Annotated in this window: 16 protein-coding genes and 3 rRNA genes; 14 read left to right on the plus strand and 5 right to left on the minus strand. The window is 66.6% G+C overall.

Annotation, left to right across the window (positions count from 1 at the left end; all coding sequences use genetic code 11):
- Window positions 1-115 precede the first annotated feature (115 nt).
- On the plus strand, window positions 116-739 hold the full coding sequence (locus P0L94_16970; protein WES64145.1) for a hypothetical protein: 624 nt from the start codon (window positions 116-118) through the stop codon (window positions 737-739).
- An 85-nt stretch (window positions 740-824) separates the two neighbouring features.
- The gene (ppk2, locus tag P0L94_16975) at window positions 825-1,730 is read left to right on the plus strand and encodes a polyphosphate kinase 2 (GenBank protein WES64146.1); all 906 of its coding nucleotides are present in this window, start codon (window positions 825-827) and stop codon (window positions 1,728-1,730) included.
- 9 nt (window positions 1,731-1,739) lie between these two features.
- On the opposite strand, the gene P0L94_16980 is transcribed toward ppk2, so the two are convergent.
- Both P0L94_16980 and P0L94_16985 read right to left on the minus strand, forming a co-directional pair.
- Window positions 1,740-3,317, minus strand: coding sequence for a hypothetical protein (locus P0L94_16980; protein WES64147.1), 1,578 nt, complete (start codon window positions 3,315-3,317; stop codon window positions 1,740-1,742).
- Window positions 3,299-4,051 carry an ABC transporter ATP-binding protein gene (locus tag P0L94_16985; GenBank protein ID WES64148.1) on the minus strand — a complete coding sequence of 251 codons (753 nt, stop codon included), beginning with the start codon at window positions 4,049-4,051 and terminating at the stop codon, window positions 3,299-3,301. Before P0L94_16985 ends, P0L94_16980 begins: the two co-directional genes overlap by 19 nt.
- 129 nt (window positions 4,052-4,180) lie before the next feature.
- Here P0L94_16985 and P0L94_16990 point away from each other — a divergent pair, with 129 nt between their 5' ends.
- The 7 genes from P0L94_16990 (at window position 4,181) to rrf (ending at window position 12,517) form a co-directional block, all read left to right on the plus strand.
- On the plus strand, window positions 4,181-4,984 hold the full coding sequence (locus P0L94_16990) for an SDR family NAD(P)-dependent oxidoreductase (GenBank protein WES64149.1): 804 nt from the start codon (window positions 4,181-4,183) through the stop codon (window positions 4,982-4,984).
- Between the two features lie 125 nt (window positions 4,985-5,109).
- Window positions 5,110-5,634, plus strand: coding sequence for a ferritin (locus P0L94_16995; GenBank protein WES64150.1), 525 nt, complete (start codon window positions 5,110-5,112; stop codon window positions 5,632-5,634).
- A gap of 49 nt (window positions 5,635-5,683) precedes the next feature.
- Window positions 5,684-6,325: a DUF2461 domain-containing protein gene (locus P0L94_17000; GenBank protein WES64151.1), complete on the plus strand. Its 642-nt coding sequence runs from the start codon at window positions 5,684-5,686 to the stop codon at window positions 6,323-6,325.
- Window positions 6,326-6,378: 53 nt separating this feature from the next.
- On the plus strand, window positions 6,379-6,624 hold the full coding sequence (locus P0L94_17005) for a hypothetical protein (protein WES64152.1): 246 nt from the start codon (window positions 6,379-6,381) through the stop codon (window positions 6,622-6,624).
- Window positions 6,625-7,229: 605 nt separating this feature from the next.
- Window positions 7,230-8,752: ribosomal RNA gene (locus tag P0L94_17010) — 16S ribosomal RNA — on the plus strand.
- Between the two features lie 432 nt (window positions 8,753-9,184).
- Window positions 9,185-12,291 (plus strand): 23S ribosomal RNA (locus tag P0L94_17015).
- Between the two features lie 109 nt (window positions 12,292-12,400).
- Window positions 12,401-12,517: ribosomal RNA gene (gene rrf, locus P0L94_17020) — 5S ribosomal RNA — on the plus strand.
- The 16S, 23S and 5S rRNA genes sit together here, the layout of an rRNA operon.
- Window positions 12,518-12,562: 45 nt before the next feature.
- Here the strand turns inward: rrf and P0L94_17025 are convergent.
- Entirely contained in the window at window positions 12,563-13,471 is a 909-nt protein-coding gene (locus tag P0L94_17025) for an oxygenase MpaB family protein (GenBank protein WES64153.1), read from the minus strand.
- A gap of 138 nt (window positions 13,472-13,609) precedes the next feature.
- On the opposite strand from P0L94_17025, the gene P0L94_17030 reads away from it, so the two are divergent.
- Genes P0L94_17030 through P0L94_17040 form a run of 3 tightly spaced genes read left to right on the plus strand, consistent with a single transcriptional unit; the run spans window position 13,610 to window position 16,433 of the window.
- Window positions 13,610-15,049: a ferric reductase-like transmembrane domain-containing protein gene (locus P0L94_17030; GenBank protein WES64154.1), complete on the plus strand. Its 1,440-nt coding sequence runs from the start codon at window positions 13,610-13,612 to the stop codon at window positions 15,047-15,049.
- A 14-nt stretch (window positions 15,050-15,063) separates the two neighbouring features.
- Window positions 15,064-15,624, plus strand: coding sequence for an FMN-binding protein (locus P0L94_17035; GenBank protein WES64155.1), 561 nt, complete (start codon window positions 15,064-15,066; stop codon window positions 15,622-15,624).
- Window positions 15,621-16,433 carry an FAD:protein FMN transferase gene (locus P0L94_17040; GenBank protein WES64156.1) on the plus strand — a complete coding sequence of 271 codons (813 nt, stop codon included), beginning with the start codon at window positions 15,621-15,623 and terminating at the stop codon, window positions 16,431-16,433. Before P0L94_17035 ends, P0L94_17040 begins: the two co-directional genes overlap by 4 nt.
- Here the strand turns inward: P0L94_17040 and P0L94_17045 are convergent.
- Both P0L94_17045 and P0L94_17050 read right to left on the minus strand, forming a co-directional pair.
- The gene (locus tag P0L94_17045; protein WES64157.1) at window positions 16,399-17,415 is read right to left on the minus strand and encodes a HAMP domain-containing sensor histidine kinase; all 1,017 of its coding nucleotides are present in this window, start codon (window positions 17,413-17,415) and stop codon (window positions 16,399-16,401) included. The two genes, P0L94_17040 and P0L94_17045, sit on opposite strands and share 35 nt — an antisense overlap.
- Entirely contained in the window at window positions 17,412-18,104 is a 693-nt protein-coding gene (locus tag P0L94_17050) for a response regulator transcription factor (protein WES64158.1), read from the minus strand. The genes P0L94_17045 and P0L94_17050 overlap by 4 nt, the downstream gene beginning before the upstream one ends.
- A gap of 80 nt (window positions 18,105-18,184) precedes the next feature.
- On the opposite strand from P0L94_17050, the gene P0L94_17055 reads away from it, so the two are divergent.
- Both P0L94_17055 and P0L94_17060 read left to right on the plus strand, forming a co-directional pair.
- Window positions 18,185-19,966, plus strand: coding sequence for a hypothetical protein (locus P0L94_17055; protein WES64159.1), 1,782 nt, complete (start codon window positions 18,185-18,187; stop codon window positions 19,964-19,966).
- Between the two features lie 43 nt (window positions 19,967-20,009).
- Complete coding sequence (locus tag P0L94_17060; protein ID WES64160.1) at window positions 20,010-20,471, plus strand: MarR family transcriptional regulator; 462 nt, start codon at window positions 20,010-20,012, stop codon at window positions 20,469-20,471.
- Window positions 20,472-20,513 lie beyond the last annotated feature (42 nt).

Consider the following 20,513-nt stretch of genomic DNA (forward strand, 5'->3'; position numbering starts at 1 on the left):
CAGGCGGCGCCCGAGATCGCCGGTGGCTGCATCTCTGCGGGAAGCTCTCAGGCTGGTGCGATGGACTGTGCGTCCCGCCGCCGCCCGCCCAGCCCGTCGCCCGTGAGGGGTGCCCATGCCAGAACGCCGCCGCACCGCGCGGGGCGCCGCGCGGCGCCGCCCCCGTCCATCACGGTCCGGCTCGCTTCCCCTCGCGCTCATCCCGGTGGGCGCCGTCGTCCTGGGTGGCATCCTGGGGGTCTCGGTCCTCGCCGATCAACCCGAGACGACCGCCCTGCCGGTCTGCGAGGAGGTCGCGCCCGCATCCGGCGGCACGGTGGCAGGGTACGCCGGAGAGCAGCTCGAGAACGCGCGCGCGATCATGGACGCGGGCAACGCGCTCGGCTTCGGCCTCGACGGTCAGCGCCTCGGCGTGATGGCGGCCATGGGCGAATCGGGCCTGCGCAATCTCGACTACGGCGACTGGGAGACCTCGGGCGTGCGCAATCCCGACGGCACGCCGACCACATCGCTCGGGCTCTTCCAGCAGCAGGAGTGGTGGGGCTCGCCCGAGCAGCGCATGGACCCGACACACGCGGCGACGCTCTTCTTCCGCGCGCTCGCCCAGGTCGAGGGATGGGAGCGCATGGACGCCTCGCGCGCGATCCACCTCGTGCAGGTCAACGCCGACCCGGACCACTACAGTCGGTGGTTCACGGCATCCGGCGAGGTCGTCGTCTCGCTCACCTGCGCGGAGTGAGGCGCGGCTCGTGCCGGCGCGACGACCGGCCGCGATAATGCCAGTGCGCCGACAGGCGCCATGATCGGCGAAGGAGCGGACACGCATGGAAGAGCTGCACGTCGAGAGCCTGCGCGAGTACATCGAGCGTCTGCGTCAGCTGGGCTACTCGGTCCGCGATGGACACTCGCCCGACCCCGACCTGATCGACCCCCACGGGAACCCCGTCTACACGTGGCAGGAGGGGTATCCGTACGACGACCGCATGGGCCGCGACGAGTACGAGTTCGAGAAGTACAAGCTGCAGGTGGAGCTGCTGAAGTTCCAGTACTGGCTCGAGGACTCCGGCCGGCGCGCCATCATCCTGTTCGAGGGCCGCGACGCGGCCGGCAAGGGTGGCACGATCAAGCGGTTCACCGAGCACATGAATCCGCGCTCGGCCCGGGTCGTGGCGCTCACGAAGCCGAGCGACCGCGAGCGCGGGCAGTGGTACTTCCAGCGCTACATCCAGCACTTCCCGTCGGTCGGCGAGATCGTCATGTTCGACCGCTCCTGGTACAACCGCGCCGGCGTCGAGCGCGTGATGGGCTTCTGCACGGATGAGGAGTACGAGACCTTCATGGATCAGGCTCCGGCGTTCGAGCGGATGCTCGTGGACTCCGGCATCCATGTCACGAAATTCTGGTTCTCGGTCTCGCGCACCGAGCAGCGCACACGGTTCGCGATCCGTCAGCTCGACCCCGTTCGGCGGTGGAAGCTGTCGCCGATGGACATCGCGTCGCTGGACAAGTGGGAGGCGTACACCGCCGCCAAGGAGGAGATGTTCCGCCGCACCGACAAGAAGGACGCGCCGTGGATCATCGTCCGCTCCAACGACAAGAAGCGCGCGCGGCTGAACGCGATGCGCTACTTCCTGACGCAGTTCGACTACGAGGGCCGCGACGACGAGGTCATCGGCACGCCCGATCCGCTGCTGGTGATGCGCGGCAAGCGCGAGACGGCAGACGAGTGACCCGAGCGGCTATTCACGCATGAGGTGCAGCCGGGCGAGCGTCTCGGGAGCCGTGCGATCGAGGATCCGGCCGCCGATCAGGACCCCGCCTGCGAGCCCCGCGCATCCCACGAGCACGCCCGCCGCGAGTGTGATCCAGCCCAGTGCCGGAGCACCGGTCCAGACCGCCGCGACGAAGACGGCGATGACCGGCGAGGCGATGACCGCGGTCGCGCCGAGGACCGCGTACGAGGCGGCGATCGACAGCGTCGCGGCGCCGGCGGGAGCGGCGAACGGGTTGCGCCCTGCGCGCGGGACCGGCACCACGACGACGGCGGACGAGACGGCGGCCACCCCGCTCGCGGTGAGCAGGACACCCAGGCAGAGTCCGAGCAGCGCGGGGAGGTCCGCCCAGCGGCCGGTGATCGCGATGACGCCGATCTGGACGACGACCGTGGTCGGCGCGGCGATCACCAGCAGCGCGACGGCACGGCCGAGCCGGTCTGCGCGACCGCGGATGCCGGCGGCGACCTGAGCCGCGAAGGCGGTGCCGTCGTACGACAGCTCGGCGAAGGCCGACAGCGGCAGAAGTGCGGCCACGACCGGGCCGATCGCCAGGGCGACCGCATCGCTGTCGAGCAGCCGCCACCACAGCAGCATCGTGACCGGGATCGCCGGGATCAGCAGCAGCTGTCGGGCGCGGCGCGCATCGCGGAACCAGTAGATGAGCGAGCGCGCGGCCACGGCGCCGGCGACCCCGGTCGGCGCGAGGCCGAGCATGCCCGGCCCGGCACGACCGCGGAGCCCGGTCGACGCGCTGCCGCCGCGGGCTGTGGCGACGAGCGTGACCCGCCAGACGGCCGCAAGCGCGATCGCCGTCGCCACGGCGATCAGGGTGGCGGCGACGGCGCCTCCGGCGTCCCGCGCCGACACGTGCCCCGCGATCGACCATGCCGCACCCAGCGGCGTCCATGCCGTCGACTCGATGAACGCCACGGCGGGGCCCACCATGTCGGTCCGTGGATCGGCGGCGGCCATGAGCGCGATCCCTGCGGGGACGACGAGCACCCCGATCAGGAGCGCCAGCACCGCGGCTCGTGCCGCGCTCCGTCCCCGCAGGAGCATGTCGGCGAGCCCCGTGAGAGCCCGCGATCCCGCGATGCAGGTGAGAGTGCCGAGCACGCCGGCCGCCACCGCGGCCGTCGCCGCCCAGGGATCGTCGATCCAGGCGAGCGCCATCGCCACGGATGCCGTCAGTGTGGCGGCGCCCGGAATCCACGTCAGCCCTGCCGCCACGGTCGCCGTCATGAGCCGCCCCGTCGGTATCGGGAACCGCGCGAGCCGCCGCGGCGAGAGCGTGTCGTCGACGCCGTCGAGGAAGAGCGGAACGATGAGCCATCCCGCGACGATCGCCGCGCCGGCGGCGACGGCGATCAGCTGACGCGCGTGGGGCGGAGCCTGAGACGACAGCGCGAAGCCCGCGATCTCCGCGGCGAGGAGCGCGAGGAGCGGGATGGCGCCCAGGATGACCGCCGCCAGCTGCACCGGGTTGCGGCGCAGCGTGTTCGCGAGGACGCGGAACCGCAGGCTCAGGAGGGCAGCAACCACGCCGGGCTCTCCCCGTGGTCCCGTCGGCCGACCAGCTCCAGGAATCGGGACTCGAGGTCGTCGTCACCGCGCACGTCGTCGATCGGTCCCGCGGCGAGGACGCGTCCGTCGGCGAGGACGGCGACGTGATCGCACGTGCGCTGCACGAGATCCATCGAATGACTCGAGAGGACCACGGTGCCGCCGCCGGACGTGAACTGACGGAGGAGGTCGCGGATGGCCGCGGTCGAGACCGGGTCGACGGACTCGAACGGCTCGTCGAGCACCAGCACGCGGGGGGAGTGGACCAGGGCGGCGGCGAGAGACGCCTTCTTGGCCATTCCCGCGGAGTACTCGGCCACGATCGTCCGGGCGGCATCCTCGAGATCGAGCACACGCAGCAGATCGGCGGCGCGCCGGCGGATGGTCGCCCGGTCGAGTCCGAAGAGAAGTCCGGAGAAGATGATCAGCTGTTCGCCGGTGAGCCGATCGTAGACATCCGCGCCGTCCGCGAGGTTGCCGATCAGTCGCTTCGCCTCGAGAGGACTGCGCCACACATCGATCCCCTCGACCAGCGCCGTCCCCTGATCGGGCCGGAGCAGCCCCGTCGCCATCGCGAGGGTGGTGGTCTTCCCCGCCCCGTTCGGGCCGACCAGCCCGTAGAACGATCCGCGCGGAACCTCGAGCGTGACGTCGTCGACAGCCGCGCGGGCGCCGAACCGCTTCGTGAGGCCTCTCAGCTCGAGCGCGGGCATGACGCACAACCTACTCCCGCCCCGCCGGGCCCTGCGTGGCGTACCATGGAAATATCCGGACGACTATGTCCGGTTGCGTGAGTTTGGGCGCGCGCCCAGCGGAGGGCGCGCGCGGAGAGGAATCAGATCATGGACATCGCAGGCAAGGTCTTCGTCGTCACGGGCGCCGGCAGCGGCATCGGACGCGCCGTCGCGCTTCGGCTTCTTTCGGGCGGGGCGTCCGTCGCCGGAGTCGACCTCAACGAGCAGAGCCTGGCCGAGACCGGCGAGCTCGCGCAGGCCGGCGACCGCTTCACCGCCCACGCCGTCAACATCACCGACCGCGCCGCGGTCGAGGCGCTTCCCGCAGCCGTCGTCGCCGCACACGGCACCGTGGACGGCCTGGCGAACATCGCCGGCGTGATCCAGAAGTTCGAGCGCGTCATCGATCTGGACTACTCCGAGATCGAGAAGGTCATGAACGTGAACTTCTGGGGCGTCATCAACACCGTCAAGGCGTTCCTCCCGCTGCTGACCGAGCGGCCCGAGGCATCGCTGCTCAATGTCGCCAGCATGGGCGCCTACGCGCCGGTCCCCGGCCAGGCCGTGTACGGCGCGTCGAAGGCGGCCGTGTCGCTGCTCTCCGAGGCGCTCTACGCCGAGCTGCTCGGGACGAACGTCGCCGTCACGGCGATCTACCCCGGCGCGATCGACACCAACATCGCCGCGAACTCGGGCGCGCGGCTTCAGGCCGCCCCCGAGGCGGGCGCCGAGAGCAAGCGCAAGATGACCAGCCCGACCGAGGCTGCGCGCGTCATCGTCGAGGCGATCGAGAAGGGCCGCTTCCGCGCCACGATCGGTTCGGATGCCGCCATGATGGACCGGCTTTCGCGGCTCAACCCGAAGATGGCGACCGAGATGATCGGCAAGCAGATGGCGGACCTGCTGAACTGAACGCCCCGCGCCCGCGGGCGCCCGTCCCTGTCGGCGGGGCGCCCGCGGGAGGGGGTCGATATCCTGCAGGTGGCACCGCGTCCCCCGCGGATGCCGAGCACGTGAGCCCTCGAGATCGGAGCACCATGACCACGTTCGACCAGCTTCTCACCGAGCAGATCGGCCACGAGTTCGCCGCGAGCCAGCAGTACATCGCGATCGCGGTGTGGTTCGACGACCACGATCTCCCCCAGCTCGCGAGCCACTTCTACCGCCAGTCCGTCGAAGAGCGCAACCACGCGATGATGCTGGTCCAGTACCGCCTCGATCGCGACATGGGGGTCACGATCCCCGGCGTCCCCGACGTGCAGACCGAGTTCTCCGACCACACCGAGCCGATCCGTCTCTCGCTCGAGCAGGAGAAGCGCGTGTCGGAGCAGATCCAGGCGCTGTTCGCCGCGGCCCGCGCCGAGGGCGACGGCCTCGGCGAGCAGGCGATGCTGTGGTTCCTCAAGGAGCAGGTCGAGGAGGTCGCGTCGATGGCGACGCTGCTCAACATCGCCGAGCGCACGACGAACCTGTTCGACATCGAGAACTTCGTGGCCCGCGACATGCCCTCGGGCGCCGCTGTCGAAGCGGACGCCCCGCCCGCTGCCGGCGGCGCGCTCTGACCGCGCACCGCCCCTCGCCGTCCTGCGCTGTCGGGGCTAGCATCGCCCCGTGAGCTTCTCCGGCATGAATCCCGACGCGCTCGCCTTCTATGCCGACCTCGGGGCGCACAACACGAAGGAATGGTGGACGGCGAACAAGGCGCGCTACGACGAGAACGTGCGAGCGCCGTTCGAGGCGATCGGCGACGAACTGGCCGGCGAGTTCGGGCCGGTGAAGATCTTCCGCCCATACCGCGACGTGCGCTTCAGCGCGGACAAGTCGCCCTACAAGCTCCACATCGGCCTGGTGTCGCGGTCGTCGCCGGCCCACTACCTGCAGCTCTCCGCGGACGGGCTCATGACCGGGGGCGGGCTGTACGACGTCTCGCCGGGCGTGCTCGCGCGGTTCCGCGCGATCGTCGACGACAATCGGCTGGTCGGCGACCTCGAGGCGACGCTGGACGAGGTCCGGGAGTCGGGGTTCGACGTGATGTCCGGCGATGCGCTGCGCACAGCCCCGCGCGGGTTCACGGCCGATCATCCGCACATCGGGCTGCTGCGACTCAAGCGCCTGGCGGTCGGACGACGCGAGGCCCCGGCGGACTGGATGTGGACGCCGCAGGCGCTGGATGAGGTCCGCGAGCGGTGGCGCACGGTGTCGATCTGGTGCGACTGGCTCACGGACAACCTCGGTGACGCGATCGCCGACTGATCAGGGCGTGTCGACCTCTACCACCGCCGGGGAGCGGATGGGAAACTGGCCGTATGTCCAGCGCGGAACCCTTCATGCCGGCGCACGAGCCGCCGCCTCCGAAGCCGTATACCGACGTGGACATCGACCACGACGAGGACGTCATCTTCGACGAGGAGGATGGGTCGGCCGGAGGGCCGTCGTTCGACGAGACCGCGCCGCCGCCTCCGTTCCGCAGACCGGTTCCGGGAGCTCACATGAACCATGACGAGCTCGAGGAGGACTTCCCCGCGGGGGTCGACGACGCTCCGGAGCGCTGATCGCTCCGGACCGCCGGAAACGGCCAGTCAGTGCCGTCAACCGTGCTGACCAGGACATTCTCGATGCCCTCCGGGTGCGACACGCCCGGGATGCGGGGTGGATTCGCCAGAGGGGCCCACGGCACGTAAAGTATTTCTTGTTCGCCCCAAAGGGAAGAGCGGAGCGGCCGGAAGGCCCCGCCCCCTCAAGCAGCGGACCAACCCCCACCGAAATCCGCAGGACAGACGCACGTCTGGCCGGCGTGAGGTGAGGGATTCCCCCTGTCTGGGAAGCAGCTCGACGAGCCGCAGAACAGCGCAGGACGCGCCGCCGGTCGATTTGACACGGAGCGCGGATGGGATAAGATAGTGAAGTTGCCCCGCGGGGCTGGTCTCCTCCTGGTGAGGGGGTCAGTGGTGGGAGCATCCGATCCTTGAGAACTCAACAGCGTGCACTTGTCAAATGCCAAATAATCCTCGTCCAGCTTCGGCTGGTTGAGAATTCCTTTTGGATCAAAGACCAACTCCCTTTGTGGGGTTGGCAACGGATAGTCAGCAATGACATCTCTTTGGTCAGATCAAACTCGCTGCGGCACTGTTTTTCCCGGTGTTGTATGCAATTTTTCTTTACGGAGAGTTTGATCCTGGCTCAGGATGAACGCTGGCGGCGTGCTTAACACATGCAAGTCGAACGGTGAAGCAGAGCTTGCTCTGTGGATCAGTGGCGAACGGGTGAGTAACACGTGAGCAACCTGCCCCGGACTCTGGGATAAGCGCTGGAAACGGCGTCTAATACTGGATACGAGACGCAACCGCATGGTTAGTGTCTGGAAAGATTTTTCGGTCTGGGATGGGCTCGCGGCCTATCAGCTTGTTGGTGAGGTAATGGCTCACCAAGGCGTCGACGGGTAGCCGGCCTGAGAGGGTGACCGGCCACACTGGGACTGAGACACGGCCCAGACTCCTACGGGAGGCAGCAGTGGGGAATATTGCACAATGGGCGGAAGCCTGATGCAGCAACGCCGCGTGAGGGACGACGGCCTTCGGGTTGTAAACCTCTTTTAGCAGGGAAGAAGCGAAAGTGACGGTACCTGCAGAAAAAGCGCCGGCTAACTACGTGCCAGCAGCCGCGGTAATACGTAGGGCGCAAGCGTTATCCGGAATTATTGGGCGTAAAGAGCTCGTAGGCGGTCTGTCGCGTCTGCTGTGAAAACCCGAGGCTCAACCTCGGGCCTGCAGTGGGTACGGGCAGACTAGAGTGCGGTAGGGGAGATTGGAATTCCTGGTGTAGCGGTGGAATGCGCAGATATCAGGAGGAACACCGATGGCGAAGGCAGATCTCTGGGCCGTAACTGACGCTGAGGAGCGAAAGGGTGGGGAGCAAACAGGCTTAGATACCCTGGTAGTCCACCCCGTAAACGTTGGGAACTAGTTGTGGGGTCCTTTCCACGGATTCCGTGACGCAGCTAACGCATTAAGTTCCCCGCCTGGGGAGTACGGCCGCAAGGCTAAAACTCAAAGGAATTGACGGGGACCCGCACAAGCGGCGGAGCATGCGGATTAATTCGATGCAACGCGAAGAACCTTACCAAGGCTTGACATACACGAGAACGCTGCAGAAATGTAGAACTCTTTGGACACTCGTGAACAGGTGGTGCATGGTTGTCGTCAGCTCGTGTCGTGAGATGTTGGGTTAAGTCCCGCAACGAGCGCAACCCTCGTTCTATGTTGCCAGCACGTAATGGTGGGAACTCATGGGATACTGCCGGGGTCAACTCGGAGGAAGGTGGGGATGACGTCAAATCATCATGCCCCTTATGTCTTGGGCTTCACGCATGCTACAATGGCCGGTACAAAGGGCTGCAATACCGCGAGGTGGAGCGAATCCCAAAAAGCCGGTCCCAGTTCGGATTGAGGTCTGCAACTCGACCTCATGAAGTCGGAGTCGCTAGTAATCGCAGATCAGCAACGCTGCGGTGAATACGTTCCCGGGTCTTGTACACACCGCCCGTCAAGTCATGAAAGTCGGTAACACCTGAAGCCGGTGGCCTAACCCTTGTGGAGGGAGCCGTCGAAGGTGGGATCGGTAATTAGGACTAAGTCGTAACAAGGTAGCCGTACCGGAAGGTGCGGCTGGATCACCTCCTTTCTAAGGAGCACTGCACTCTTCGGAGTGACAGAGCCGGATTCGAGACGAATGTTCTCGACCGGGGCTCATGGGTGGAACATTTGACAAGGCCCTCATCGTGAGGGGTTTGGAGCTAGTACGTCACTTCGGTGGCTGGAACGGTCTGGGCCCGTCGGGTGGGGGCATGCACGCTGTTGGGTCCTGAGGGACCGGGTGCGCTGCGATCCTTCGGGGTTGTGGCGTGACTGAATCCTCAGGGCCCATCTTTGGTGCCGGCGGGTTTGTCGGCAGCGGGGTGGGTACCGCCCGTACTTTGAGAACTACACAGTGGACGCGAGCATCTTCGAACCGGCTTTTCGGCTGGTTCGTTATAGATGATCTTAAAGATCATTAGTCAATTTCTGACCTGGGCCTTTCGGGGTCTGGGTTCGATTCTTGATGAAACTCATGTGATTTCAAGTCTTTAAGAGCAAACGGTGGATGCCTTGGCATCTGGAGCCGAAGAAGGACGTAGCAATCTGCGATAAGCCTCGGGGAACTGATAAGCAAGTTTTGATCCGAGGATGTCCGAATGGGGAAACCCCGCCAGGCGGCGTGCCGACCTGGTGACTCCCGCCTGAATATATAGGGCGGGTAGAGGGAACGCGGGGAAGTGAAACATCTCAGTACCCGCAGGAAGAGAAAACAACAGTGATTCCGTCAGTAGTGGCGAGCGAACGCGGATCAGGCTAAACCTCATGCGTGTGATACCCGGCAGGGGTTGCGTGTGGGGGGTTGTGGGACGTTCCTGGTTGTTCTGCCGAGCAGCCGGCGTGACAGAAGCGTGTAGACGAACCGTCTTGAAAGGCGGGCCATAGTGGGTGCCAGCCCCGTAGTCGAAATGCGTGTTCTGGCGTGGAGCGTATCCCAAGTAGCACGGGGCCCGAGAAATCCCGTGTGAATCTGTCAGGACCACCTGATAAGCCTAAATACTCCCAGATGACCGATAGCGGACAAGTACCGTGAGGGAAAGGTGAAAAGTACCCCGGGAGGGGAGTGAAATAGTACCTGAAACCGTTTGCTTACAAACCGTTGGAGCACCCCTGGTAGGTGTGACAGCGTGCCTTTTGAAGAATGAGCCTGCGAGTTAGCGATACGTGGCGAGGTTAACCCGTGTGGGGTAGCCGTAGCGAAAGCGAGTCTGAATAGGGCGATTCAGTCGCGTGTCCTAGACCCGAAGCGAAGTGATCTATCCATGGCCAGGCTGAAGCGACGGTAAGACGTCGTGGAGGGCCGAACCCACTTAGGTTGAAAACTGAGGGGATGAGCTGTGGATAGGGGTGAAAGGCCAATCAAACTTCGTGATAGCTGGTTCTCTCCGAAATGCATTTAGGTGCAGCGTTGCGTGTTTCTTGCCGGAGGTAGAGCTACTGGATGGCCGATGGGCCCCACCAGGTTACTGACGTCAGCCAAACTCCGAATGCCGGTAAGTGAGAGCGCAGCAGTGAGACTGTGGGGGATAAGCTTCATAGTCGAGAGGGAAACAACCCAGACCACCATCTAAGGTCCCTAAGCGCGTGCTAAGTGGGAAAGGATGTGGAGTTGCTTAGACAACCAGGAGGTTGGCTTAGAAGCAGCCACCCTTGAAAGAGTGCGTAATAGCTCACTGGTCAAGTGATTCCGCGCCGACAATGTAACGGGGCTCAAGCACGCCACCGAAGTTGTGGCATTGACATTATTGGTAGGCCTTCGTGGTCCAGCCGTGTTGATGGGTAGGAGAGCGTCGTGTGGGCAGTGAAGCGGCGGTGTGAACCAGCCGTGGAGCCTACACGAGTGAGAATGCAGGCATGAGTAGCGAAAGACGTGTGAGAAACACGTCCTCCGAAAGACCAAGGGTTCCAGGGTCAAGCTAATCTTCCCTGGGTAAGTCGGGACCTAAGGCGAGGCCGACAGGCGTAGTCGATGGACAACGGGTTGATATTCCCGTACCGGCGAAGAACCGCCCAAGCTAATCCAGTGGTGCTAAGAGTCCTAACTCAGGATGTACGGATCCCTTCGGGGTGAAGACGCTTGAGCGAACGCTCGACCCCATGCTGGTGCGGCTAGCGTATTAACAGGTGTGACGCAGGAAGGTAGCCCATCCCGGGCGATGGTTGTCCCGGGGCAAGTGCGTAGGCCGAGTCATAGGCAAATCCGTGACTCATACAGGCTGAGACACGATGCGGATGAAAAGTGGGTGATCCTATGCTGCCGAGAAAAGCATCGACGCGAGGTTCTAGCCGCCCGTACCCCAAACCGACTCAGGTGGTCAGGTAGAGAATACCAAGGAGATCGAGAGAATCGTGGTTAAGGAACTCGGCAAAATGCCCCCGTAACTTCGGGAGAAGGGGGGCCTTCGACGTATTAGGACTTGCTCCGAAAGCGTTTGGAGGCCGCAGAGACTAGTGGGTAGCGACTGTTTACTAAAAACACAGGTCCGTGCCAAGTCGCAAGACGATGTATACGGACTGACGCCTGCCCGGTGCTGGAAGGTTAAGAGGACCGGTTAGCCGCAAGGCGAAGCTGAGAATTTAAGCCCCAGTAAACGGCGGTGGTAACTATAACCATCCTAAGGTAGCGAAATTCCTTGTCGGGTAAGTTCCGACCTGCACGAATGGCGTAACGACTTCCCAACTGTCTCAACCGCGAACTCGGCGAAATTGCATTACGAGTAAAGATGCTCGTTACGCGCAGCAGGACGGAAAGACCCCGTGACCTTTACTACAGCTTGGTATTGGTGTTCGGTGTGGCTTGTGTAGGATAGGTGGGAGACTTTGAAGCGGACACGCCAGTGTTCGTGGAGTCGTTGTTGAAATACCACTCTGGTCACTCTGGATGTCTAACTTCGAACCGTGATCCGGTTCAGGGACAGTGCCTGGTGGGTAGTTTAACTGGGGCGGTTGCCTCCCAAAAAGTAACGGAGGCGCCCAAAGGTTCCCTCAACCTGGTTGGCAATCAGGTGGCGAGTGTAAGTGCACAAGGGAGCTTGACTGTGAGACTGACAGGTCGAGCAGGGACGAAAGTCGGGACTAGTGATCCGGCAGTGGCTTGTGGAAGCGCTGTCGCTCAACGGATAAAAGGTACCTCGGGGATAACAGGCTGATCTTGCCCAAGAGTCCATATCGACGGCATGGTTTGGCACCTCGATGTCGGCTCGTCGCATCCTGGGGCTGGAGTAGGTCCCAAGGGTTGGGCTGTTCGCCCATTAAAGCGGTACGCGAGCTGGGTTTAGAACGTCGTGAGACAGTTCGGTCCCTATCCGCTGCGCGCGTAGGAAGTTTGAGAGGATCTGACCCTAGTACGAGAGGACCGGGTTGGACGAACCTCTGGTGTGTCAGTTGTTCCGCCAGGAGCACCGCTGATTAGCTACGTTCGGGATGGATAACCGCTGAAAGCATCTAAGCGGGAAGCCGGCCTCAAGATGAGACTTCCATACCTTCGGGTGAGAGGCTCCCAGCCAGATTACTGGGTTGATAGGCCAGATGTGGAAGCGTGGCAACACGTGCAGCTGACTGGTACTAATAAGCCGATGACTTGATAACACACCGTTTCTGGTGCTTGCGTCCACTGAGTGGTTCCCGATGTACGGTCGGGGATCAGCAATCAACGAACCATGTTCGCTATTGCGACTGATTGAAACATCAATAGTGTTTCGGCGGCCATAGCGAGAGGGAAACGCCCGGTCACATTCCGAACCCGGAAGCTAAGCCTCTCAGCGCCGATGGTACTGCAGGGGGGACCCTGTGGGAGAGTAGGACACCGCCGGACTTCCATTAACCGAATGGCCACCCAACGCAGGGTGGCCATTCGGCGTTAACACGACGAATTCAGGTCCGTGCGCTCTGCGCGCAGCCGAGCGAGACGCTCGCGTGCGCGGTCGTTCGCGCGCGGGCCGCCGCTTTCGAGCGCTCGTCCGATGATCGGCAGAAGGATCCTCGACAAGGTGATCACCGGCAGCGGCGATCGCCGCAGGCCCAGCAGCGATCGATACCGTCGCGGGATCGTGGCGACCGCCGCGGCGAACAGCACACGGTAGCCGAGGCTCATCATCGGTCCCGTGAACGTCGGACGACGCAGGAACCGCACCACCTCGTCGACGTCCGCGCCGCCGACGAGGTCGCCGCGCTCGAGGAACTCGTCCATGCGCGCGTGCAGCGCGGCCTTCGTCGTCGGCGGAGAGGGGACGCGCATCAGCGCACCCGCCGTCGCCCAGTCGGCGACGTAGGCGTCCGCGCCGCCTGGAACGGCGCCCACGAGCTTCTCGTGGCACGTGAGGAACGCGTCCGTGAAAGCCAAGTGCACCCACTCGAGCATCCGCGGGTCCGATGCGGCGTACGGCCGCTCCGTGCCGTCGCCGGCGGTGTACGTCCCCTGGACGTGCTGGTGGAGTCGGCCGATGCGCCGGGTCTCGCTGTCCGCCTGCCCACGCGAGCCGTAGGTCACGCACATGACCCAGCGCACCGTGCCTGCGAGCCGCCCCAGCGGGTCCTCGCGGTAGCGTGACCAGTCCTGCACGCCGGCGAGCGGTCCGGGATGAAGCGCCTGCACGAGCAGGGCCCGGATGCCGGCCACGAGGGTGCCCATGCCGGCGTGGACGGTCCACGCCGGCCCGTCCTCGGCGAAGTAGCCCTCGTCGTCGCCCTCCGCCAGGCGCAGCACCCATGGCGGTGCGCCCTCGGGGTCTCCCGACAGGGCCGTGAGCAGTCGAGCTCGCAGCGACATGCTGTCAGCATCGCATCCGCCCCCGCCGCAGGCAAAGCGCGCCGCTGGGCCGATGCGGAGCCTATGACGGTCCTATGAGATCGCCGAGAACGGTCGATTCTTGGCGTCGTCTCAGAGCCGGCGCTCCAGCATGAGGGCATGGCAACCCTGACCTCCCCTCGAATCGCGGCTCCCGGCGCGCGGACCGCACCGACGGCGCCGCCGTTCCCGGTCGGCCGGCGATCGGCTCGGTCCCGCACGGCGTGGAACGTACTCGCCGTGACGGTCATCTGGCTCACGAGCCTCGTCGTCGTCGCCCTGTGGGTGACCGGAGGCGGCGTGCAGGACCTCCTCTCGGGGTCGGCTGAGACCTTGAACACGCTGGGGCGGGTCACCGGACTCGTCGCGGCGAACCTGCTGCTGTACCAGGTGCTCCTCATGGCCCGCATCCCGCTGTTCGAGCGCGGCTTCGGGCACGACGGCATGACGCGGATGCATCGCCTCGTGGGCTTCTGGTCGTTCTGGCTTCTCATGGCGCACATCGTGCTCCTGGTCGCGGGATACGCCGCGCAGGCCGCCATCAATCCGTTCGTCCAGCTGTGGCAGTTCATCTGGGAGTACCCGGGAATGCTGCTCGCGACGGCGGGCACGATCCTGCTGGTGATGATCGTGATCACATCGATCCGCCGAGCGCGACGCAAGCTGCGCTACGAGTCGTGGCACCTGCTGCACCTGTACGGCTACCTCGGCGTGGGGCTGGCGATCCCGCACATGCTCTGGACCGGCGCGGACTTCCTGGCCTCGCCCCTCGCCACGGCCTACTGGTGGGGTCTGTGGGCGACGACCGCGGCCGCCGTGCTCGTCTGGCGTGTGGGCGTGCCGCTGGGACGGTCGTGGCGCCACGGACTTCGGGTCGCCGGCGTGCGGCGCGACGGCCGCAACGGGATCGAGGTGCGCATGACCGGCCGCGACGTCTCGGGACTCCGCGCCGAACCGGGCCAGTTCTTCGTGTGGCGCTTCCTCGACGGGACCGGGTGGACCCGCGGCCACCCGTTCTCGCTCGCCGCCGCTCCCGACGCCGACGAGCTGACCATCTCGGCCCGCATCGTCGGTGACGGCACACGACGCATGACCAAGCTCAAGCCCGGCACGCGCGTTCTCTTCGAGGGGCCCTACGGCCACATGACCGAGAGTGCGCGGACGGGCACCAAGCTGCTCATGATCGGCGCCGGCGCCGGTGTCGCACCGCTCGTCTCCATCCTCGAAGGGGCGGCCTTCGCCCCGGGATCCGCCACGCTGCTCACACGGGACCACTCGGATGCCGATGCCCTCCGGCTCGAGGCGATCGGGCGGCTGGTGGCCCAGCGCGGAGTGCGCCACTTCACGCTCAACGGGCCGCGCTCGCACCGCGGCTCGGCCTGGCTGCCGGCCGGCATCACATCGAAGGGCCCCGATGTGATCCGGAGCCTCGCGCCCGACCTCGCCGCGTACGACGTCTACCTGTGCGGGCCCGTTCCGTGGATGGACGAGGTCACGCGCGACCTGCGCGCCGCCGGCATCGCCCCCGACCGCATCCACAGCGAAGCGTTCGCTGTCTAGCCCCTGGAGTCACCGTGAAGAAGATCATCTACAGCGTGCTCGCGACCCTCAGCGGACTCGTCCTGCTGTTCAGCTACAAGACGTCGTGGAACGAGACGGCCGTCGACGCATCCGCCGCGACCATCTCCAGCGACACGACATCGAGCACCGCAGCGGACAGCACCTCGTCGTCGGGCGACGACGAGGGCTCCGAGTCATCGGCGGACGACGAGTCCGCCGAAGACGACGGATCGACGACGTCGGGATCGAGCGGCTCCGCGTCGAGCTCGTCCTCGGCGGACTCGTCGTCGAGCCTCGCCGATGGGACGTACACGGGCTCGGCCGTGAGCACGCGCTACGGAGCGGTCCAGGTCGCCATCACGGTGTCCGGCGGGAAGATCACGTCGGTGGACGTCCCCCAGTACCCGTCGCGAGACGGGCGCGACCTCCAGATCAGTCAGTACTCGCTGCCGATCCTGGCCGACGAGACCGTCAGCGCGCAGTCCTCCTCCATCAGCATGGTGTCCGGCGCCACGTACACGAGCCGGGGCTACATCGAGTCGCTGCAGAGCGCGATCGACCAGGCGCAGCAATGATGGACATCGGACCCGGGCGGCAGGTCGAGGTCCGCCACATCATGGGCACGGCGGTCAGCATCCACGTGCTCACCGACCGGCGTTCGGAGATCGACGCCGGATCGGCGATGGAGGCGTGCTTCGCGGATCTCCGCGCGGTCGACCGACGATTCTCGCCCTACCGGGAGGATTCCGAGATCTCGCGGATCCGACGCGGCGACCTGGCGCTCGCCGACGCGGGGCCCGACGTCGCCGAGGTGTTCGCGGCATGCGCACAGTGGGAGCGCGCGACGAACGGCATGTTCTCGGCGAGCTGGCAGGGCGGTTTCGATCCGACCGGCTACGTCAAGGGGTGGGCGGTGGAGCGCGCCGCGCGCCGACACCTCGAACCTCTTCTCTCGCGGACGGGCGTCATCGCGGTCGGCATCAACGCCGGCGGCGACATGCAGCTGTTCACCGCCGAGGGTGCCGACTGGACGTGGCACGTCGGCATCGCCGATCCCGCACGGCCCGGTGATCTCGTCGCCACCGTCGACGTGCGCACCGGCGCTGTCGCCACGAGCGGGTCGGCCGAGCGGGGGAGCCACATCCTGGACCCGCGAACCGGCGCCGCCGTCACCGGAGTCGCCTCGGCCACCGTCGTCGCGGACGCGCTGACCGCCGCCGACGTGTGGGCGACGGCGGCGACCGTCGCGGGGTTCGACGACCTGACGTGGCTGGCGGGCGCCGGCACACGCATGGGGATCCTCGTCGACGACGCCGGTCGCACACGGCGATGGACCGGCGCGACCCCCGTCAGCGTCGAGACCGTCGCCGGCGTTTCGGCGTAGCGTCCTCCGCGGGAAGCTCGAGCAGGAACGTCGTCCCGGCGGGCGAGGTCCGTTCGACGCTCACCGCCCCGCCGTGTCGGTCTGCGACATCGCGGACGAGCGCCAGTCCCAAGCCGAATCCCCGTCTGCGGCCGCTCTCGCCCGACCGTGCGAACCGCTCGAAGATCAGCTCCCGCTGATCGTCCTCGATCCCCGGCCCCTCGTCCTCGACGCGGAGGAGCACACGACCGTCGGCGCGCTCGACGCGAACGCGCACACTGGCGCCGTCGGGGGAGTGCTGCACGGCGTTGTCGACGAGCGCGATGCACAGGCGCGTCAGCGTCACGGATGCCATGGCCGCCGGGGCGTGGGGCGGCGCGTCGACGACGATCGAGACGTGGTGCTCGTCGGCGACCGGAGCCAGCGCGGCGGCGGCATCGCGCGCGCACGCCACAGCATCCGAGACGGCAAGCTCGCCGGCGGCATCCGACTCGGCGGTCAGAAGCAGGTCGGTGAGCACGTCGTCCATCGCGGAGGCGTTGCGACGCAGATCCACCAGGGCGTCATCGATCGGATCGCCGCGCTCGTAGCGGCGCTGGACGATCTGGATCCGGCTGTCGAGCGCGGTGAGCGGCGTGCGCAACTCATGACTGGCATCCGACACGAAGGCGCGCTGAGCGCGCAGCGCCTCGGCGAGCGGATGCACCGACCGGCGCGCGGCGAGCCACGCCACGACGGTCAGCAGCAGCACGCCGAGGACGCCCAGGGCGATGACCCAGGGGAGGATGCGGTCGACATCCACCACGATCTCGTCGCCGCCTCCTGCACCGCCTGCGGGGAGCGTGTGGTGCTCCTCTTCGCGCTCGGGGCGGGCGCGCACGAGGATAACCGTGACCAGGATCGCCACACCCGCGGCGATGATGAGGGCGGAGGCGGCGCCGACCCACAGCCCGACCCGCACTGCTGCCGAGCGGACGCGCCGGCGGTCGTCGATGTCGCTCACGTCGGCGCTCCCGCCCGGTACCCGCGTCCCCGGACGGTCTCGATGATCTCGGGGGTGGACTTGCGGCGGATGTAGTGGACGTACGTGTCGACCGATCCCGGCGCATCCCCGGCCGCGAAGACCGAGCTGAGGATCTCGTCTCGGCTGAAGACGTGCTCGGGGCTCGCGGAGAGCAGCTCGAGCAGCGCCGCCTCGGTGGCGGTCAGGGCGACCCGCGACTCGGTCGGGCTGTACAGCGCGAAGGAGTCGGGGGTGAACAGCCACGCACCGAGCGTCCTTCTGCGGCCGGTCGCCTGGAAACCGCGCCGGAGCGCGCGCAGACGAGCGAGGAGCTCGTCGTAGTCGAACGGCTTGACCAGGTAGTCGTTCGCGCCCGCATCCAATCCGCTGACGCGATCGGCGACCGAGCCGAGCGCAGTGAGCATGAGCACCGGCGTGGTGATGCGGGCCGTGCGCACCGCTTCGATGAACGCCGCCCCGTCCATGCCGGGCAGCCGCCGGTCGACCACCATGGCGTCGTATCGATGGTGCAGCGCCAGATCCAGCGCCGCGCTCCCGTCGGTCGCGTGGTCGACGCGGTACACGTCCGAGAGCACCTCGATCGTCATCTCGGCGATCTCGGCGTCGTCCTCGACGTAGAGCAGGGCGGGGTGGTCCGGTCCGGTCGCCCCGGGGAGGTCGCGCGTCACGGCTCCATTCTTCCCGGAGACGGCTCCGTTCGCGCGCCGCAGCTCTTGAACCTCCCGCAACGCGCTGGTAGGCCGGGGGCATGACGGCTGCGGACGAGGACTACCCCTTCGACCTGGGGAGATATTCGCGAATGGTGACGACGTCGTCGCCCGAGGCGCAGGTGTGGTTCGATCGCGGACTGAACTGGACGTACGGATTCAACCACGAAGAGGCCGTACGGTGCTTCGAACGCTGCGCCGAGCTCGACCCCGAATGCTCGATGGCGTGGTGGGGCATCGCGTACGCGCTCGGACCGAACTACAACAAGCCGTGGGAGGCGTTCGACGAGGAGGATCTCGTCTCGAGCGTGGAGCGCACGCATGCCGCCGTGGAGCGCGCCGGCGAACTGGCCGAGGGCGCGTCGCCCGTCGAGCGAGCGCTCGTCGCCGCTCTCCGGGCGCGCTACCCCGCGGGGGTCCCTGCCGAGGACTGCTCGATCTGGGACCCGCCCTACGCCGACGCGATGCGCGCCGTGTACGAGGCCCACGCCGACGACGCGGACGTGGCCACGCTCTACGCCGACGCCCTCATGAACCTCACGCCGTGGCAGCTGTGGGATCTCGCCACGGGCGAGCCGGCCCCGGGTTCGCGGGCGATCGAGGCGCGGGCGGTGCTCGACAGGGCGCTCGCCCGGCCCGGCGGCACGCGGCATCCGGGCGTTCTGCACATGTACATCCACCTGATGGAGATGTCGGCGACCCCCGAGCAGGCCCTGACCGTCGCGGATCGGCTGCGCGGTCTGGTGCCCGACGCGGGGCATCTGCAGCACATGCCCACGCATCTCGACGTGCTGTGCGGCGACTACCGGCGCGTGGTCGCCGGCAACCTCGAGGCGATCGCCGTCGATGAGCGCTACCTCGAGCGCCGCGGGCCGATGAACTTCTACACCCTGTACCGGTCGCACGACTACCACTTCTGCGTGTACGGCGCGCTCTTCCTCGGCCAGTCGGCCGTCGCGCTCGAGACCGCGGGGCGCCTCGAGCGTTCGATCCCCGAGGAGCTGCTGCGGGTGGAGTCGCCCCCGATGGCGGACTGGCTCGAAGGGTTCGTGGGGATGCGGGTGCACGTGCTCGTCCGCTTCGGGAGATGGGACGACCTGCTCGCGCTGCCCCTGCCGGCCGATCCGAAGCTGTACGCGGTCACGACGGCGATGATCCGCTACGGCAGGGGAGTGGCCGCGGCGGCGTCGGGGGACGTGGTCCGCGCCGAGGAGGAGCAGCGTCTGTTCGCCGACGCGCTCGAAGCGGTGCCCGAATCGCGGATGCTGTTCAACAACACCTGCCGGGACATCCTGGGCGTCGCCGAGGAGATGCTGGCCGGGGAACTGGCGTACCGGCGCGGCGAGATCGACGCCGCATTCGACCACCTGCGCCGCGCGATCGACCTCGACGACCACCTGCCCTACGACGAGCCGTGGGGCTGGATGCAGCCCACGCGCCACGCCTACGGAGCCCTGCTGCTCGAGCAGGGAAGGGTCGCAGAGGCCTGCGCCGTCTACGAGGCCGACCTCGGGGTGGACGGCACGATTCCCCGCGCCCTGCAGCACCCCGCGAACGTGTGGAGTCTGCACGGGTACCACGAGTGCCTGCGCCGTCTCGGCCGGCACGGCGAGGCGCGCATCGTCGGTGGACAGCTGACCCTCGCGAAGGCCCTGGCGGATGTGCCGATCGAGGCGTCGTGCTTCTGCCGGCTCGACACGACGGATGCCGATACGCCGGTCGCCGGACGTCCGCTCCTGCCGATGGCCGGCGACGGATGCGATTGCGACCATCACGTCCACGAGCACTCCTCGCACGCCCACGCGTCCCAGCACCACGGCTGACCGCGGTGTGCACGCGGCGGCGCGCGCCATAGGGTGAGTGCACATGGGGGATGAATCCGACGGGCGTGAGCCCGAGGGGCCGCGGCTGATCTATCTCGTCAAGCAGCTCGAGGCGGTGATCCGCGCGCTTCTGGACGCGGTGCTGCGGGCCCGACGGATCACGGTGACGCAGTACACGGCGCTGACTGTGCTCGAGCAGCATCCCGAGCAGAGCGCGGCCCAGCTGGCGCGCCATTCGTTCGTCTCGGCCCAGGCCATGGACGGGGTGGTCCGCGCGCTCGAGGCGTCCGGGCTCATCGAGCGCCACCGTGATCCTGACAATCGGCGCCGGCTCGTGATCTCCCTCACGCCCGCAGCGAGGTCGCTGCTGGCCGAGATCCGACCCGACGTCGCACGCATCGAGACTGCCGCTTTCGGCTCCCTCGGTCCGCAGGACCGCGCAACGCTCGCCCACTGGCTGGGCGAAGGGCGGTACGGACTCGAGCGGTTCCGACGCGGGACTTGAGCAACCATCAAGTTTCCTGTTAATTGAGTGCAGGAGATCCCG

The organism is Microbacter sp. GSS18 (genome assembly GCA_029319145.1).
Classification (GTDB): Bacteria; Actinomycetota; Actinomycetes; order Actinomycetales; family Microbacteriaceae; genus Microbacterium.

Bases quoted from the DNA above. Each gene is read 5' to 3' on its own strand.
- P0L94_16970 (WES64145.1), top strand. From the start codon at position 116: ATGCCAGAACGCCGCCGCACCGCGCGGGGCGCCGCGCGGCGCCGCCCC.
- ppk2 (WES64146.1), top strand. From the start codon at position 825: ATGGAAGAGCTGCACGTCGAGAGCCTGCGCGAGTACATCGAGCGTCTG.
- P0L94_16985 (WES64148.1), bottom strand. From the start codon at position 4,051: ATGCCCGCGCTCGAGCTGAGAGGCCTCACGAAGCGGTTCGGCGCCCGC.
- P0L94_16990 (WES64149.1), top strand. From the start codon at position 4,181: ATGGACATCGCAGGCAAGGTCTTCGTCGTCACGGGCGCCGGCAGCGGC.
- P0L94_16995 (WES64150.1), top strand. From the start codon at position 5,110: ATGACCACGTTCGACCAGCTTCTCACCGAGCAGATCGGCCACGAGTTC.
- P0L94_17005 (WES64152.1), top strand. From the start codon at position 6,379: ATGTCCAGCGCGGAACCCTTCATGCCGGCGCACGAGCCGCCGCCTCCG.
- P0L94_17025 (WES64153.1), bottom strand. From the start codon at position 13,471: ATGTCGCTGCGAGCTCGACTGCTCACGGCCCTGTCGGGAGACCCCGAG.
- P0L94_17030 (WES64154.1), top strand. From the start codon at position 13,610: ATGGCAACCCTGACCTCCCCTCGAATCGCGGCTCCCGGCGCGCGGACC.
- P0L94_17040 (WES64156.1), top strand. From the start codon at position 15,621: ATGATGGACATCGGACCCGGGCGGCAGGTCGAGGTCCGCCACATCATG.
- P0L94_17055 (WES64159.1), top strand. From the start codon at position 18,185: ATGACGGCTGCGGACGAGGACTACCCCTTCGACCTGGGGAGATATTCG.
- P0L94_17060 (WES64160.1), top strand. From the start codon at position 20,010: ATGGGGGATGAATCCGACGGGCGTGAGCCCGAGGGGCCGCGGCTGATC.